This window comes from Actinoallomurus sp. NBC_01490 (assembly GCF_036227085.1).
Classification (GTDB): Bacteria; Actinomycetota; Actinomycetes; order Streptosporangiales; family Streptosporangiaceae; genus Actinoallomurus; species Actinoallomurus oryzae.
Window position 1 is genome coordinate 8,333,489 of record NZ_CP109433.1, and the last position, 15,926, is coordinate 8,349,414.

General features: G+C 72.4%; 14 protein-coding genes. 6 read left to right on the top strand and 8 right to left on the bottom strand.

Translation table 11 applies throughout. From position 1 onward, the window contains the following. Positions 1-155 precede the first annotated feature (155 nt). The 3 genes from OG417_RS38380 (at position 156) to OG417_RS38390 (ending at position 2,431) form a co-directional block, all read left to right on the top strand. Entirely contained in the window at positions 156-911 is a 756-nt protein-coding gene (locus tag OG417_RS38380) for an MBL fold metallo-hydrolase (RefSeq protein ID WP_329239777.1), read from the top strand. A 201-nt stretch (positions 912-1,112) separates the two neighbouring features. Next, complete coding sequence (locus OG417_RS38385) at positions 1,113-1,250, top strand: helix-turn-helix domain-containing protein (RefSeq protein ID WP_329239779.1); 138 nt, start codon at positions 1,113-1,115, stop codon at positions 1,248-1,250. Then, entirely contained in the window at positions 1,247-2,431 is a 1,185-nt protein-coding gene (locus OG417_RS38390; protein ID WP_329239781.1) for an RNA-guided endonuclease InsQ/TnpB family protein, read from the top strand. The genes OG417_RS38385 and OG417_RS38390 overlap by 4 nt, the downstream gene beginning before the upstream one ends. On the opposite strand, the gene OG417_RS38395 is transcribed toward OG417_RS38390, so the two are convergent. After that, positions 2,413-3,321 carry an undecaprenyl-diphosphate phosphatase gene (locus tag OG417_RS38395; protein WP_329239783.1) on the bottom strand — a complete coding sequence of 303 codons (909 nt, stop codon included), beginning with the start codon at positions 3,319-3,321 and terminating at the stop codon, positions 2,413-2,415. The genes OG417_RS38390 and OG417_RS38395 overlap by 19 nt on opposite strands. A gap of 319 nt (positions 3,322-3,640) precedes the next feature. On the opposite strand from OG417_RS38395, the gene OG417_RS38400 reads away from it, so the two are divergent. Next, positions 3,641-4,687, top strand: a complete 1,047-nt coding sequence (locus OG417_RS38400; RefSeq protein ID WP_329239785.1) for an alpha/beta hydrolase — start codon at positions 3,641-3,643, stop codon at positions 4,685-4,687. 49 nt (positions 4,688-4,736) lie between these two features. Here the strand turns inward: OG417_RS38400 and OG417_RS38405 are convergent, their stop codons facing one another. The 5 genes from OG417_RS38405 to OG417_RS38425 form a co-directional block, all read right to left on the bottom strand. Next, positions 4,737-5,312: a TetR/AcrR family transcriptional regulator gene (locus tag OG417_RS38405; RefSeq protein ID WP_329239787.1), complete on the bottom strand. Its 576-nt coding sequence runs from the start codon at positions 5,310-5,312 to the stop codon at positions 4,737-4,739. A gap of 311 nt (positions 5,313-5,623) precedes the next feature. Then, positions 5,624-6,505 (bottom strand): ABC transporter ATP-binding protein, encoded by an 882-nt coding sequence (locus tag OG417_RS38410; protein WP_329239788.1) that lies wholly within the window; start codon positions 6,503-6,505, stop codon positions 5,624-5,626. 3 nt (positions 6,506-6,508) lie between these two features. Further along, positions 6,509-7,351 (bottom strand): ABC transporter ATP-binding protein, encoded by an 843-nt coding sequence (locus OG417_RS38415; RefSeq protein WP_329239790.1) that lies wholly within the window; start codon positions 7,349-7,351, stop codon positions 6,509-6,511. Positions 7,352-7,551: 200 nt separating this feature from the next. Further along, entirely contained in the window at positions 7,552-8,652 is a 1,101-nt protein-coding gene (locus OG417_RS38420) for an ABC transporter permease (protein ID WP_329239792.1), read from the bottom strand. 135 nt (positions 8,653-8,787) lie between these two features. After that, positions 8,788-9,606 (bottom strand): SAM-dependent methyltransferase, encoded by an 819-nt coding sequence (locus OG417_RS38425; protein WP_329239794.1) that lies wholly within the window; start codon positions 9,604-9,606, stop codon positions 8,788-8,790. Between the two features lie 242 nt (positions 9,607-9,848). Between OG417_RS38425 and OG417_RS38430 the strand changes: the two genes are divergently transcribed. Beyond that, a complete protein-coding gene (locus OG417_RS38430; RefSeq protein WP_329239795.1) occupies positions 9,849-10,595 on the top strand; it encodes an SDR family NAD(P)-dependent oxidoreductase in 747 nt (248 codons plus the stop codon). 11 nt (positions 10,596-10,606) lie between these two features. On the opposite strand, the gene OG417_RS38435 is transcribed toward OG417_RS38430, so the two are convergent. Beyond that, positions 10,607-11,602, bottom strand: a complete 996-nt coding sequence (locus OG417_RS38435) for an alpha/beta hydrolase (protein ID WP_442875601.1) — start codon at positions 11,600-11,602, stop codon at positions 10,607-10,609. A 101-nt stretch (positions 11,603-11,703) separates the two neighbouring features. Between OG417_RS38435 and OG417_RS38440 the strand changes: the two genes are divergently transcribed. Beyond that, positions 11,704-12,567 carry a helix-turn-helix transcriptional regulator gene (locus tag OG417_RS38440; protein ID WP_329239799.1) on the top strand — a complete coding sequence of 288 codons (864 nt, stop codon included), beginning with the start codon at positions 11,704-11,706 and terminating at the stop codon, positions 12,565-12,567. A gap of 52 nt (positions 12,568-12,619) precedes the next feature. On the opposite strand, the gene OG417_RS38445 is transcribed toward OG417_RS38440, so the two are convergent. Next, positions 12,620-15,502 carry a M36 family metallopeptidase gene (locus tag OG417_RS38445; protein ID WP_329239801.1) on the bottom strand — a complete coding sequence of 961 codons (2,883 nt, stop codon included), beginning with the start codon at positions 15,500-15,502 and terminating at the stop codon, positions 12,620-12,622. Between the last annotated feature and the right edge of the window lie 424 nt (positions 15,503-15,926).

The following is a 15,926-nucleotide window of genomic DNA, read 5'->3' on the forward strand; positions in this document are numbered from 1 at the left end:
CCAGTGGTCACCCCCTCCGACGAAGGAGGGCTCGTGACCGGGCGTAGCGAGGGAACCAGAAGACACGCCCCAGCGGTCACCCCCTCCGGCGAAAGGGGATTCATGGGAGTCGGAGGCACGGCCGCTGCGGGCGCCTTCCCGGCGGAGGAGGGCTGATGAGCGCACGGCGTCTCGCCGAGTCGGTCTGGATGGTCGGCAGCGGCACCGATCCGGCGGCGCTGACCTCGCCGTACGACTGTCACGTGTACCTGTTCGACGGCGGCACCGAGGCGCTGCTCGTGGACGCGGGCACCGGCCTGGCCACCGACCGGCTGCTCGCCGCCATCGCCGGGACCGGCTGCCGGGGCCGGCTCACCCATGTCCTGATCACCCACTCCCACGCCGACCACGCGGGCGGTGCCGCCGGCCTGCGCGAGGCGACGGGTGTCCGTGTGTGCGCGAGCGCGGAGACGGCCGCCGCCCTGCGCGACGGCGACGAGCACCGCAGCCAGGTCGCGGCGGCTCGCGCGGCGGGGATCTACCCCGCCGGGTACCGCTACCCGGCGTGCCCGGTCGACGAGGTGGCCGGCGACCGTACGACCTGGACCGTCGGGTCGCTGACGGTGACCGCCCACGCGTCCCCCGGCCACTGCGACGGCCATCTGTGCTTCCTCGTCGAGCACGCCGGACGGCGGGCCCTGTGCACCGGCGACGCGATCTTCCACGGAGGACGCGTCTCGATCCAGCCGATCCCGGACTGCCGCCCGTACGCCTACGCCCGCACCGCCGAGCGCCTGGCCGAACTCGACGTCGACGCCCTGCTCCCGGGCCACGGGGACATCGCCCTCGACGGCGCCGCCGCCCACCTGACCGCCGCCGCCGACTCGTTCCGCCGCCTGGTCACCCCGCCCAACATCGTCGCAGAGGGCTGACGTACGGCGGGCGCTCCATCAAAGTCTCCGGAGGAGACCGTCACCTTTGGGTGGCGGGGGGATCGGGAGCGGGCGGGTCGCGAAGGCCCGAGTATGTCCTGGCCTATCAGGTCTGCGCATCACAGATTTCCTATTCCCTTGCTGGTTTGTCGGTGCCGGCCGACAGCGCAGTGTTCTGGTTACCGAGCGTGAGGGGTGGGTGTGCGTAGGTCGTTCAAGTTCCTGCTGCGCCCCACCAGCAGGCAGGGCGTCGCGCTCACGCAGTGCCTGGAGGACCACCGGGAGTTGTACAACGCCGCTTTGGAACACCGCCGTACGGCCTACCGCAAAGCCGGGTGAGGGTGCGGTATGGCGGCCAGTCGGCGGAGTTGAAGCACATCCGCGCCGATGACCTTCATGGTCAAGGCCGATGGTCGTTCTCCTCCCAGCAGGCCACGCTCCGCAGGCTGAACAAGGCGTTCCGCGCGTTCTTCGACCGCCTCAAAGCGGGCCGCACGCCAGGGTTCCCGCGTTTCAAGGGGCGGGGTTGGTTCGACACGGTCGAATGGCCCAAGGACGGCGACGGGTGCCGGTGGGACTCCCAGCCCCACCACCCGACCGCGACCTACGTGCGGTTGCAGGGCATCGGACACGTGCGGGTCCATCCGCACCGGCGTGTGCTGGGCACGGTCAAGACGATCAGCGTGAAGCGGGAAGGCGCCCGCTGGTTCGTCGTGCTGTCGTGTGACGATGAGCCCGCCGGGACACTGCCCGCGGTGGGCGCGGTCGCCGGGATCGACCTGGGAGTCGCGTCGCTGGTGACGACCAGCGACGGCGAACATCTGGCCAACCCGCGTCACCTCGCCGTGACCGCCGGCCGTCTCGCGGCGGCACAGCGTGACCTCGCCCGCAAGAAACGGGGCAATAAGCGGCGGCGTAACGCCGTCGCCCGCGTCGCCGCCCCGCACGCCAAGGTGCGGCGGCAACGCCTCGACAGTGCGCACAAGGCCGCGCTGAGGCTGGTCCGCGACCACGACATGATCGCGCACGAAGCGCTCAAGGTCACCAACATGACCAAACGGCCGGCACCCGAACCGGACGGCAACGGCGGCCACCTGCCCAACGGCGCTGCCGCCAAATCCGGGCTGAACCGTTCGATCTTGGATGCGGGTTGGGGGGTGTTCCTGACGGTCCTGTCGCACAACGCTGAAAGCGCCGGTCGAGAGCTGATCGCAGTGAACCCTGCCAACACCTCCCGCACGTGCGCCGAATGCGGGCACTGCGCGAAGGACAACCGCACCGCCCAGGCCGTGTTCCGATGTACGGCGTGCGGGCACACCGCGCACGCCGACCTCAACGCGGCGATCAACATCTTGAGGGCAGGGCTTGCCCTCCGCGACGCTGCGCAAGCGGCTCAGCGAAAAGCCGCTCCCTTCAGGGAACGGAGGAGTCACCGTGAGCGCGTACTACGTCGCGGGCTTGGCGGTGGCGCCGTCGGCGCCATCAGACCATGGTCCCGTGGTCAGGTGAGGCCGAGGTAGGCGGCACTCGCCAGGCCCGCGACGGCGCAGTAGATCGCGAACGGCGTGAGGGTGCGGGTCTCGAAGTAGCGGACGAGGAACCGCACGGCGACGTAGGCGCCGATGCCGGAGACGAGGCTGCCGGCCAGCACCTGCCCGTGGATCCCGGCGCCGAGCGGCCCGGTCAGGTCGGGGATCTTCAGTACGCCGGCGGCGAGGATGACGGGCGTGGCCAGCAGGAAGGAGAAGCGGGCGGCGTCCTGGTGGGACAGGCCGCGAGCGAGCCCGGCGACCATGGTGGCGCCCGAGCGGCTGATGCCGGGCAGCAGGGCGAGGATCTCGGCGGCGCCGATCAGGACGCTCTCGGCCCAGCCGAGCCCGGCGAGCCGCCGGTCGGAGGCGACATCGGAGGGCTCGTCCGGGGCGCCCATGGTCGCGGCGTCGGTGCGCTTGGCGGCGCGACGGCGCAACAGCTCGCCCGCGTACAGGACGCCGCCGTTGGCGGCCAGGAACAGCGCGGACGGCACGGGCTTGCCGAGCACGGTGCGGAACGTGTGCTCCAGCAGGAGGCCGGCGACGCCGACCGGGACGGTGGCGATGATCAGCAGCCAGGCCAGCCTCTGGTCCGGTGTCCGGATGCTCCGGTCCCGTACGGAGGTGAGGAAGCCGCCGATGATCCGGGCCCAGTCGCGCCAGAAGAAGACGATCAGGGCGAGGGCCGTGGCGACGTGCAGGCCGACGATGAACGCCAGGTAGGGCGACTCGGGCGCCGAGACGTTCAGGTCGCGGGCCCACCGGCCACCGATCAGCGCCGGGATGATGACGCTGTGACCGAGGCTGGAGACCGGGAACAGCTCGGTCACGCCCTGGAAGAGGCCGACCACGATCGCCTCGGGATAGGTCAGGGACATCGGCGTCCTTCCACGCTCGGGCTGTCGGGCGGGGACCGGAGATCCCACGGAGGCGCCGCGGTCTTCGGCGCACGCCGCCGTACGGTACGCACAAGCTACTACATGCAAGTAGAAGTAAGAGCGGCCGGGCCGCCCCTCCGCGCCCGGTTCGCCGCAGGTCGCACCCATCGTCCCCTCGCGCCGGGTGCACGCGGGTCATGGCATCGACAGGAGTCCGCCAACGGACGGCAAACGCTCTTCTGCCCGGCGGCCCGGACGCGGTAGACCCGGAGCGAGCCGTCACCCGGAGGCGGCGTCACCCAGGGTCAGGAGGGCTGCGGTGGGTCTGCTGGGCTGGCCGCTGCTGGTCGCGGCGATCGTGCTGGCGCTGGGGTGCCCGCTGGCGTGCGTCGTCCTGTGGGGCCGCGTCCGCGGCCCGGCCGCGTTGCCGGCGCGGCTGTCGCTGATCCTGGCCTGCCAGGCCACCGCGATCCTCGCGGTGGGCGTCGCCCTCAACGACCACTACCAGTTCTTCGCCTCGTGGAGCGACCTGGCCGGGCAGGACGGCGCGAACGCCCCGATCGAGCAGCCGGGCCACGCCGGCGGGCCGCCTTCGGCGCCCCACGACTTCCATCCGGCCGCCGACCACACCCTGGAGGCCACGTTCGCCGGGGCCAGGTCCGGGATCCGCAGCAGGGTCTGGGTGTGGCTGCCGCCCCAGTACCGGCGCGAACCGCGGCGGCGGTTCCCCGTGGTGGAACTCTTCACCGGGTTCCCGGGCACGCCCACGGCCTGGTTCCACGCGATGCGGGGCCCGGAGGAGCTGACACGCGACGTCGAGAAGGGCACCGCGCAGCCGTACATCCTGGTCGCGCCGACCATCAGCGTGTGGCCGGGGCACGACACCGAGTGCGTCGACGTCCCGCGCGGCCCGAAGGTCGCCACCTGGCTGACCCAGGACGTCCGCAGCGTCATCACCGCGGACTTCCGCACCCTGCCGGGCCGCGACGCCTGGGGCACGATGGGGTACTCCACGGGCGGCTACTGCGCCGCCAAGCTGCCGGTTCAGTATCCGCGGCTGTTCCGGGCCGGGGTCAGTCTCGCCGGCTACTTCACCCCCTCCACCCCGGGTCTGACGAGGCTGCCGGACGAGAACCTGCCCGTGGTGGTCCGCCGACGGCGTCCCCGCGTCGCCCTGCTCCTGGCGACCAGCCGCCAGGACCCCGGCACCACCACCGCCATCGACGGCATGGTCCGGGCGGCCAGGCCGCCGACGCTCGTCGACACGTACGTGGTGCCGCGCGGCGGGCACAACACCGGGGTCTGGAGCGCCATGTTGCCGCGCTGCTTCCAGTGGCTCACGACCGAACTGTCCCGCGCACACTGACGAGGCCGGGCGGCCCGATCCGCCGCCGCGGACCGGGCCGATGCTCGGGTCAGCGCAGGTACTGCTCGATCACGGGCGCCACGAGGGCGACGATCTCGTCCGGGGACGCGCCCGCGAGCGTCTCGATCTTCACGACGTGCCGGAGCATGGCGACGCCGATGAGCTGGGCGGCCACCAGGGACGCGCGCATGCGCGCGTCGTCGCGGTCCGAGATGCCGGCGACGATGGTGAGGAGCTCCTCGGTGACGAACTCCCGGAGCATGGCGGCCGCCCGCTCGTTCGACACCGCCGAACGGACCAGGGCGAGCATGGCGTTCCGGCTGTCGTCGCCGTCGGCCAGCCGGAGGAAGAGGCGGACGATGGTCCGCGACGCCTCGGGCAGGGTCATCTCCGGAAGGCCGGCGAACAGCTCCGACGGCCGGAACGGCAGCCCCATCGCCGCGGTGAACAGGCCCTCCTTGCTCCCGAAGTAGTGGATCAGCAAGGCGGGGTCCACCCCTGCCTCGACCGCGACCCGCCGGAGTGAGGTCGCGTCATACCCCGACGTGCCGAAGCACCGCCGGGCCGCGCTCATGATCGCCTCACGCGTGGGCGGGCCCCCCGGCCTGCGCCCCGTCCGGGTCAAGAGCCCTCCTTCGTCGGAGTGGGTGACCAAAGGGGCGCGCCCTCGACTCCCTCGCTCCGCTCGGTCATGGACCCTCCCTCGTCGGAGAGAGTGACCACAGGGACGTGTCTTCGACTCCCTCGCTCCGCTCGGTCATGGACCCTCCCTCGTCGGAGTGGGCGACCACAGGGACGTGTCTTCGACTCCCTCGCTCCGCTCGGTCATGGGCCCTCCCTCGTCGGAGAGGTGACCGTGGGGGCCGTGCCGCCGATCCGCTCACTCCGTCCGCTCAAGAACCCTCCTTGGCCGGAGCGACCGCGCTCCCGATTCGCTCACTCCGTCCGCTTCCGTGCCGTGGCGCTGTCGTCGAGGATCGCCATGAACGCCTCCTCCAGGCCCGCGGGACGGACCCGTACGGTGACGTCCATGCCGGCGTGTTCCAGCAGGCCGGCCACGGTGTCCCGCGCGCTCGGCGGAGCCGGCACGCGCAGCACCGAGCCGTGGGCCTGGACGGCGAGGCCGTGGTCGTCGAGTGCCTGGAAGGCGCGCATCCAGTCGGCGCAGCGCACCTCCACGACCGTACGGTCACCGATGACCTCCGCGACGGTGCCCTCGGCCTCGACCCGGCCCGCGACCATCACGTACAGCCGGTCGCACTGCTCGGCCTCCTCCATGTTGTGCGTCGTCACGAGGACGCCGGCCCCCTGGTCGGCGGCCTGGCGGATCTCCTGCCACAGCCGGGCCGCGCCGAGCGGGCCGACGCCGGACGTCGGCTCGTCCAGGACGAGGAGCCTCGGCTCGTGTGACAGGGCCACCGCGAACGCGACGCGCCGCGCCACCCCGAGGGACAGCCCGCCGACGAGATCATTTTCCCAGTGCCGGAGATCGTCCGGCACGCGGGTGCCGGCGCGGCCGAAGACGGCGGCGGCGAACGCCCAGTTCTCCCGTACCGTCATGTCGGAGTACAGGCCCAGTGTCTGGGGGACGTAGCCCACCGATCGCCGCGTCTCCAGCGACGGACGCGCCCCGAGCAGCCGCACCCGCCCGGCGGTCGGCCGGAGGAGGCCGAGCAGCACTCGGATCAGCGTGGTCTTGCCCGCGCCGTTCGCGCCGAGCAGGCCGACCACCTCCCCCGGGCCGACGGCCATGTCCACCGCGCGCACCGCGGTGAACGAGCCGAACCGCACCGATACCTCCTGCGTGCGCGCGAGCATCGATCACTCCTCCGTCGAACCCGTGGACGGGCCGCCGGTCCCCCGCTCGGCGGCGAGGGCGGCCACGATCGCGGCGTCGTGCAGGTCGGGCCGCACCGCCTCCGTCCCCTCCGGAAGGTCGCCCGACGGCGACCACACACGCCAGCCGGCCCCGCGGCGCCACCACTCATCCCCGGGGCGCGCGCCGTCACCGGCGTCGCGGCGGCCGACCGCGCCGGGTACGCCCGCGGCGATGTCGGCGGCGGAGCCGCTGGCCAGCACCCGTCCCTCGTCCAGCAGGACGGCGCGGGCGCCGCGTTCGGCCTCATTGACGTAGGTCGTGGCGACGACCACCGCGGTGCCGCCGGCGGCGGCGCCGGACACGAGCCGCCACAGCTCCATGCGGCTCACCGGGTCGACCCCGGTGGTGGGCTCGTCGAGGACCAGCAGGTCGGGGCCGTGGATGAGCGCCAGCCCGACCGACAGCTTCCGCTGCATGCCACCGGACAGCCGCCCGCCGAGCCGGTCGCGGGCCCCCGCCAGGCCGACCCGGTCGAGCATCGCGCCGACGTCCGCGCCGCGGACCCCGTACGACGACGCGGCGAAGGCGAGGTTCTCCTCGACGGTCAGGTCGGTGTAGAGCCCGCCGGTGGCCGGGACGTAGCCGATCCTCGTCTTGGCCGGGCGGCTCACGCGCCCCTCGTCGGGCCGTACCAGCCCGACGAGGCACCGCAGGCAGGTCGACTTGCCCGCGCCGTCGCCGCCGACCACGACCGTCACCCCCGACGGCTCCGCCGGCACGGTCACGTCCGCGAGCGCGACGCGCGAGCCGAACCGGACGGTCACCCCGTCCAGACCCCAGGTCATGAGGCCTCCTTCGTCGGGGAGGGTGACCACAAGGGCGCGTCTTCGATTCCCTCGCTCCGCTCGCTCATGGGCCCTCCTTCGTCGGGGAGGGTGACCACAAGGACGCGTCTTCGATTCCCTCGCTCCGCTCGCTCATGGGCCCTCCTTCGTCGGGGAAGGGACCAGGCCCGCGTGTTCTTTGATTCGCTCGCTGCGCTCGCTCATGCGGTCACCGACTCGCGTACGGCCGGGTCGTCGTCGCTCTCGCCGCCGCCCGGAGCCAGGTCGCGGCGGAAGCGGAGCACGGCGAGGCCGAGGACGGCGACGCCGAGCAGGGCCAGCAGTACGAGCGGCTGCCACAGCCCGGTGATCGGGGTGCCCTTGAGCATGACGGCGCGGCTGAGCCGGACGAAGTAGGTGAGCGGCAGGACATAGGAGATCCACCGGACGCCCGCCGCCATGGAGGACAGCGGGAAGATCAGGCCGGACAGCAGGATCTGGGGCAGCAGGGTCATCAGCGCGAGCTGGATGGCCTGCCCCTGGTTCTGCGAGACGGTCGAGATGAGGACGCCCATGCCGAGGGTGACGAGGAGGAACAGCACCGCGCCGAGCGCGAAGATCGCGACGTTCCCGGCGAACGGCACGCCGAACAGCAGTCGCCCGATGACGACGATCGCGGTGAGGTCGACCGCCGCCACGAGGAAGTACGGGACGATCTTCCCGCCGATGACGTCCCACGGGCGCAGCGGCATGACCGCGAGCTGCTCCAGCGTGCCCGCCTGGCGTTCGCGCACGACGCCGAGGCTGGTGATCACCGTGCCGACGAACGCCAGGATGAGGCCGGCCAGGCCCGGCACCATGATCCACGAGGTCTTGAGCCTCGGGTTGTACAGGACCGTGACGTGCGCTGACCCGCCGAGTCTCCCGGTACGGGCGAGGGCGGTCTGCGCGGCCTGGGCCGAGAACAGCTGGGTGCCGTCCATCAGGACCGACAGGCCATCGGGCCGGGCCACCAGCGCGACCACGGCCCGGCCGTGCGCGATGTCCGACCGGGCGGCGGCCTCGTCGCCGCCGGGGTCCACCCGCGTCACCTCGAACGGCGAGTGGAGGGAGGCGGCGGCGCGCGAGGCGCCGGGACCGACCACGGCCGTGGGGATGTCGTGGACGTTGAAGCTGGCGGCGTAGCCGAAGACGACCAGCAGCAGCACGGGGAGAACGATCATCATCGCCAGCGTGCGCCGGTCACGCCGCAGCTGGCGGAACTCCTTGGTCACCATGGCCCACACGGTGGGGTGTACCTCCAGAATTCGGCGATCACGCATTCAACAGGCATTGAATTCTATGTCCGTTGAATTTTCGGGTCAATGCCGGAAACGGCGCTGTGGAAAACGGAAAGCGGCCGCACGACGCCACCCCTGAGGACGATTCGTCCTCAGGGGTGTACGGCCGAGGTCCCGCTAGGGTTTGCGGCCGACTCCGGCGATCGACCAGACGGTCTCCGGGTCGACGCGGGGTTCGCCCCGGTCGGGACGCCAGGCGGGCGTCCGGACGATGCCCGGGTCGGCCAGTTGGAGGCCGTCGAAGTACGGCTCGATCTCGGCCTGGCTGCGCAGGTTGTCGCGGCGCCGCGTGCCCTTGACGATCTCCTCGTCCTGGAACATCGTGGCGAGCTGCTCGGTCACGTCGGGCCGGCTGTCGGAGACCGGATGCGAGATCACGATCCAGCTGCCCGGGCAGATCCTCTCGCGCAGGCGGGTGGTGACGTCCAGGGCGACCTCGTCCTCCGGGATGGCCTGGAGCGCCGAGATCAGCAGGATCGCGACGGGCCGCTTCAGGTCGATGAGCCGGACCAGGTCGGGATGGCCGAGGATCAGGTCGGGATCGCGCATGTCGGCCTGGACCACGCTGGTCCGTACGTCGTCGGCCAGGATGGCGCGCGCGTGCGTGACCACCACCGGGTCGTAGTCGACGTAGACCACCCGCGACTCCGGCGCGGCGGCCTGGGCGACCTCGTGGGCGTTGTTCTGGGTGGGCAGGCCACAGCCGATGTCGACGAACTGCCGGATCCCCTCGCCGGCGAGGAAGCGCACGACGCGCCCGAGGAACCTGCGGCTCTCGAGCGCCATCATCGGCAACTCCGGCGCGAGCGCGACGGCCTGCTCGGCGGCCTTCCGGTCGGCGGCGAAGTTGTCCTTGCCACCCAGAAGGTAGTCCACCACCCGGGCCTCGTTCGGCGTCCGAGTGTGGAAGCCGGCGAAGTCGCGGCGTTTGGACACCGAAGTGCCACCTCCCTGTTCCTGCCGTATGCAGGTTAGTGCCCCGGACCGTCCCTTTTTCCAAAAAGGGATCAAGACCGCAGTAGCTCGCCCTCACCAGGGCTGGTGGCGCTTCCGCCGTGAACGGCGGAGTCTGATCTTCCGGGAGGGGAAGGCACGCTACGGGACAAGACCGCGGGCCCTCCCGCGCACCGGCCGCACGTACGCCGGACGGCTGGGCCATCGATCGACGAGGAGGCGTCATGCCGAACAGGATCGCGCTGGTCACCGGGGCGGCGTCGGGCATCGGCCGGGCCATCGCGCTGGGCCTGGCCGGCACCGGCGCCCACGTCGTCGCGGCCGACCTGGACCTGGCCGGCGCCGAGGCCACCGCCGCCGAGGCGACGTCCGCGGGCCACGGGCCGGTCAGCGCCCGGCGGGTCGACGTCGCCGATCCCGACGCGGTCGAGGCGCTGCGCGACGCGGTCTGTGGCGAGATCGGCACGCCGCGCGTGCTCGTCAACGCCGCAGGCTGGGACGTCATCGGCGCGTTCCTCGACGCCGACGCGGACTTCGCCCGGAAGGTCGTCGACATCAACTACCTCGGACCGGTCTACCTGTGCCGGGCCTTCCTCCCGCCGATGATCGAGGCCGGGGACGGCGGCAAGGTGGTGAACATCGCCAGCGACGCGGGCCGGGTCGGCAGTTCCGGGGAGACCGTCTACGCCGGGGCCAAGGGCGGGGTCATCGCGCTCACCAAGTCGCTGGCCCGCGAGATGGCCCGGCACCGGATCAACGTCAACTGCGTGTGCCCGGGGCCGACGGACACCCCGCTGTTCAACGCGGTGCCGGAGAAGCTCAGGGAGGCGCTGATCCGGGCCATCCCGTTCCGGCGGCCGGCCCGTCCGGAAGAGATCGCCGCGGCCGTGCTGTTCTTCGCCTCCGACGCCGCCTCCTACATCACCGGGCAGGTGCTCAGCGTCAGCGGCGGCCTCACGATGGCGGGCTGAACCCAGGGAGTTCACCCGGCCTCGGCCAGGTGGGCGCCGAAGAAGCGGGACAGCTCCGCGACCGCCGGGCCGACGTACTGCTCCTTGTCGTAGAGGTCGACGTGGCTCGCGCCGTCGATCCAGTGCAGTTCCTTCGGGCCGGGAGTCTGCTGGAACGCCTCCACGCTCATCCAGGAGGTCACCGCCTCCCGGCCGGCGATCAGGAGCAGCGGGCGCGAGCCGAGGAGGCCGAGGGAGCGGAAGGCGTCGAATGTGACGATGCGGTCGACGCTGGTCCAGGTCAGCGACTTGGCCGAACGCGGGTGCCCGGCGCGAGGCGTGCGGTAGTACTCCCAACCCTCGAAGACGTGCGGGCCGCCCCGGCGTGCCTCCTCCTCGGTGTCCGGGAAGAGGGCGAACGTCTGGACGTCCTCGCCGCGCGCCTCGGCGGTCCGCGCCGCCGCGGCCGCCTCCAGCATGCCCCGGATCACCGTGGGGTCCTGGGCGCCGTCGGCGCCGTCGCGGAACTGGCGGGCGATGTCGACGGCGCTGACGGTGGCGACGGCCCGGACGCGATGGTCGGTCGCGGCGGCGGGGAGGGCGTACCCGCCGGAGGCGCAGATGCCCAGCACGCCGATGCGGCCCGGGTCCACCTCGTCGCGGGTGGTGAGGAAGGAGACCGCGGCCTTGACGTCCTCGACCCGCTGGGCCGGGTCCTCCAGGCCGCGCGGCTCACCCGCGCTCTCGCCCTGGTAGGCGGCGTCGAACGCGAGGGTGACGAATCCCCGCTCGGCGAGGTGCCGCGCGTACAGGCCGGCGGCCTGTTCCTTCACACCGGTGCCGGGGTGGCCGACGACGATCGCCGGCCGGGGACCGGCGGCCTCGCCGTCCGGGGCGTGGAGGTGGCCGGCGATCTTCAGGCCGGCGCTGAGGAAGGTGACGTCCGTTCGCACGGTGGTGTTCTCCGGTCGGATCGAAACGAGGGCGGAGCCCGCGGGCTCCGGTGGCGGCCCGAGTCCGGCGGCCACGTCTTCAGCCTCGTGCCGCCGGGCACGGGGTGCCAGGGACGGTCCTGCCTATGCGGGCCGGTACCAGGCACGCCGCCGTGAGCGGGGCGGATACTGGAGGCATGACCTCTCCCGTGGCCCCCTCCACCGGCAACGAGCTGGGCACGTTCCTGCGCTCCCGCCGTGCCGCCCTCGGCCCGCACCGGGCGGGCCTGCCGGACGACGGGCGGCTGCGCCGCGTACCGGGCCTGCGCCGGGAGGAGCTGGCCCAGCTCGCGCACGTCAGTGTCGACTACATCGTCCGCCTGGAGCAGGGACGCACCCGCCGGGTCTCCCGGCCGGTCCTCGACGCGCTCGCCGACGCGCTGCGGCTCGCCCCGGACGAACGCGACTACCTGTTCACGGTCGCCGATGTCGCGCCCGGCGCCCCCGCGCGGCGGCCCGGCCGGGCCGAGGTGGCCCCGCGGCTGCGGCAGCTGCTGGACACGATGCCCGACGTCCCGGCGATGGTCCTGAACCGCCGCACGGATGTGCTGGCCTGGAACCGGGGGATCGCCGCCCTGCTGACCGACTTCGGCGCGCTGCGCCCGGCCGAGCGCAACCTGATCCGGCTGACCTTCCTCGACGAGACCTTCCGGTCGCTGTACGCGGACTGGCCGCGCGCTGCCCGCGAATGCGTCGCGGTGCTGCGGATGGAGGCCGGCCGCAACCCCCACGACTCCGCTCTGAGCGCGCTGGTCGGCGAGCTGAGCGTCCGCGACCCGGACTTTCGCACCTGGTGGGCGGGCCACGAGGTCCGCGGTCCCCGGCAGCTCGCCAAGACCTACCACCACCCGGTGGCGGGCACGCTCACCCTCGACGTCCAGCAGTTCTCCGTCGACACCCACCCCGACCAGCAGCTGGTCGCCTACACCGCGGAACCGGGCTCCCCTTCGCACGAGGTGCTGGGCTTCCTCCTGCGGTGGTCCGCCCGGATTCCGGACTGACCGGGCCCCGCCGTACGCCGACGGGGCCCGGTCTCGTTCGCGGTAGGGCGGATCAGTGGGTGAACACCTGGAAGTCCGCGGCCCTGACCTGGCCGGAGACGGCGCTTCCGGTGGTGCAGTCGGTCGGGACGTTCGGGTCGTTCGTCTGCTGCCCCGCGTAGTCGGGGTTGCCGGTGCACTGCGAGGCGGCGACCTCGAAGCGCAGGTGGGTGGCGGTCGTCCTGGGGATCGTGAAGGAGCGCATGGTCAGGTTCGGCGCCACGGGCCGGGGCCTGGCCGCCGGGAAGGCGTCCTTCGGGCTGGTGTACACCCGGCGGTAGTCCTTGGCCTGCGAGCAGTCGACGGTGGCCGTGGCCGTGCATGCGAGGATCCGGAACGACCGCAGGGCGGTGAACCGGTTCTGCGACTGGGTGTCGCCGCCCGGATCCTGCGCGTTCGCCGGGCGCAGCAGCGCGCTGACCTGGACCCGGCGCACCTGCTGCGGCTTGTCGCCGGCGAGCCGTACGGTGACGCCCCGGCCCGCCACCGGCTCGGCCTGCGCACCCAGGTAGGCCCAGGTCGTGGCCTCGTCGTCGTCGATGAGGGCGCCGAGGTCGACACCGTCGCCGCTCGCCGTCGCGCCGGCGGACGCCGAGGCGACGTTGCGCGGCAGCCGCACCCGTACCGTCGGGTGCGAGCCGGCCGTCACGCGGGCGGTGAACCGGGTCAGGCCGTGGCCCGGCGCCTGGGCGACGAACGTGTAGCGTCCCGCCACCATCGGCGCGGTGTCCGGCAGGGCGGTGGCCGCGTCGGTGTCGGCGACGGGCATCGCGCGTGCCTGGTAGTCGCCGACGAAGACGCGTGCGCCCGTCACCGGGGCGCCGGAGTCGTCGGTCACGCGGAACCGCACCGTGGCGTTACGGGCGGCCGGCGAGGCGAAGCTCGGCGTCGCGTCCGCGTCGGCGTTGGTGTTGCTGGCCGCGCCCTCGCCCATGCCGCGCCCGGCGAAGACGTTCCAGAGCAGGTCCTCGTCGGCGCCGCCGAACCGGATCCGGTCCGCGGCGATCATCGCGTCACGCGCGTCCAGCATCGAGACGTTGCCGTTCGCCATGAGCAGCCAGCCGTCGTAGACGAGCTGGATCCACCGCCGGTCGCCGGGGCACCGCGTGACCGGCGTCCTCCCCTCGGCGCAGGACTTGCGCAGCGCGACACTGCCCGCGCCGTACCTGTCGATGAAGGCCTGGCGGAGGTCGTAGTTGACGCCGTTCCAGATCTCGCCGTCGGCGTGCACCTCCGGGCCGGTCAGGTCGAACCCGAGGTCGCTGTAGTTCAGCGGGTTCTTGGACAGGTCGTAGTCGCGGATGCCGCGCACGTCGTTGCCGGTGACGTACTGGCCGGTGACGAACGGCGACTGACCGCGCGGGACGAGGTCGTTCGCGGCGAGGTACTCCATCGCGTCCAGGTCCGACCACGACTCGCCCATCGCGCCGGCCTGGAACCCGCTGAGGCCGCGGTCCGGACCGGCCACCATCCGGTTGGAGATGGCGTGCGTGTACTCGTGCCCGATGACGGACATGTCGTAGTCGCCGTCGACGCAGGGGCTGTAGAAGGAGCCGGCGATCGACTGCCAGAGGTACATGTTCGTGGTCGGCGGGTTGCCGTCGGGCGGCGTGGCCTGGTTGGCGTTGTCCCGGATCAGCACGCCCGGCACGCGGGCGCCCGACTGGGAGTTGCCGTGCTCGGGGTCGCCGCCGAGGCCGCCCTTGCCGAAGTTGTCGTCCTGCAGGTTCCACGCGCTCTCGGTGAAGCCGAGGTGGTAGGAGAAGTCGTGCATGCGGTTGTGCATGGCGAGCAGGTTCGCGTCCGCCGCGTCGATGTCGTTGTGCTGCGGGCTGTCGAACGTGTCCGGCGCGCACTTGGACGCGTGCCACTGGTTCGTCCAGGGGTAGGTGTACCGGCGGTCCGCGCGGGGGCTGGCGAACCCGTCCGGGTTGAAGCCGCGGCCGGTGGCGTCGAGCCAGTCCTGCGCCGCCCACTCGTTGTTGCCGCGCGTGGTGTGCGTCGACTCGGTGGCGCTCACGCCGGGGTCGACGTCCCAGGCCAGCGGGGAGGCCGGATCGGCGACCACGCGGTCGCAGCCCCTGACCCTGGTCAGGCACCAGGTCTCGCGGGTGTCCTTGGAGGAGTAGTCGGCCCGCGGGTTCTCGGCGAAGGCCTTCCACTCCGGGCCCTCGGAGTCGTCCGCGACGTTGTCCTCGCGGATGAGCACCTCACCGGTACGGGCGTCGACGTAGCTGGTGTAGGACCGCGTGCCGTCCTGGCGGGTGTCGGTGAGCGACACCTCGTACGCGGTGCGCGCCCCGCCCTCCGGCATCGGCACCGCGACGAGTTTGGCGCTCTGCGTGCCGTTCAGCTCGCTGGCCGCGAAGCGGCTCCAGCCGCCGGAGGAGCCCTGCGAGGTGACGGTGCCGCTGTTCAGACCGGCGTCGCGGCCCGCCTTCGCCAGCGCCTCGGCGGCGCCGAGCGTGGCCGGGGCGGGCGTGGGGACGTCCGGGGCGAGCGTGGAGCTGACCAGGTACACCTTGCCGCCGGCCACGCCGACCGCCACGAGGCCGTCATAACCGGCCGGCAGGTTCCCGAACCGTTCGCGGAGCAGGACCGCCGAGCCCGCGCCGATCGGGTTGACCGCGACGACCTCCAGGGAGTCGACGGCCTTCTGGGTCAGCCCGAGCATCTCGCGCTGCCGGGACAGATAGGTACGGGCCGCGGTGGCCGGATCCGCGGGCAGGCCGGTGGCGAGCGCCTTGTCGGGGGAGACGAGATCGGCGGGCGTACCGAGGTCGTTCCACCGGGCGTCGAGCCGCTGCCGTGCCGCGAGGTCGCGCTGGCGGGCCGAGGGGGCGCGGTGCCCCGGGCGGGCGTCGCGGTCACCGGCGCCCTGGTGGGGCGCCTGCACGCGAGGTCCGGCGGCGTTCTGTGCGGCGGACGCCACCCCGCCGAGACCGGCGCTCAAAAGCGCCCCGGCCGAAAGCACCGCCGTCAGCCGGCGTGCCCTTGTCCTACTGCCTTTTCTGCGCACGGCTCTACCACCTCATTGGGGCTACGAGGGACCCGGGAAAAGGCGCGAAGAATCGCGATCCGGCCGGTCGGGGCGCGGATGAGCGGCGGGGCGAATTACACGATCCATCAGCGCATCGGTGCAGGAGGGATGATTGTTGCGTCGGCTCGGCCGATTAATTTGGCGGAGACCTGACGCACCGCCTCCCTTCACACCGGGAAAATCCGTGGGGAGCATAAAACGCAGGTAAAAACCCGTCAACGGCCAAAATTGAAAACAGATGGTTACCGCGAGTAATGCACCAAGGTCAGTGACAGGTTCA

Coding starts and splice junctions, on each gene's coding strand:
- OG417_RS38380 (WP_329239777.1), top strand. CDS start 156: ATGAGCGCACGGCGTCTCGCCGAGTCGGTCTGGATGGTCGGCAGCGGC.
- OG417_RS38395 (WP_329239783.1), bottom strand. CDS start 3,321: ATGTCCCTGACCTATCCCGAGGCGATCGTGGTCGGCCTCTTCCAGGGC.
- OG417_RS38410 (WP_329239788.1), bottom strand. CDS start 6,505: ATGCTCGCGCGCACGCAGGAGGTATCGGTGCGGTTCGGCTCGTTCACC.
- OG417_RS38415 (WP_329239790.1), bottom strand. CDS start 7,351: ATGACCTGGGGTCTGGACGGGGTGACCGTCCGGTTCGGCTCGCGCGTC.
- OG417_RS38420 (WP_329239792.1), bottom strand. CDS start 8,652: ATGCGTGATCGCCGAATTCTGGAGGTACACCCCACCGTGTGGGCCATG.
- OG417_RS38430 (WP_329239795.1), top strand. CDS start 9,849: ATGCCGAACAGGATCGCGCTGGTCACCGGGGCGGCGTCGGGCATCGGC.
- OG417_RS38440 (WP_329239799.1), top strand. CDS start 11,704: ATGACCTCTCCCGTGGCCCCCTCCACCGGCAACGAGCTGGGCACGTTC.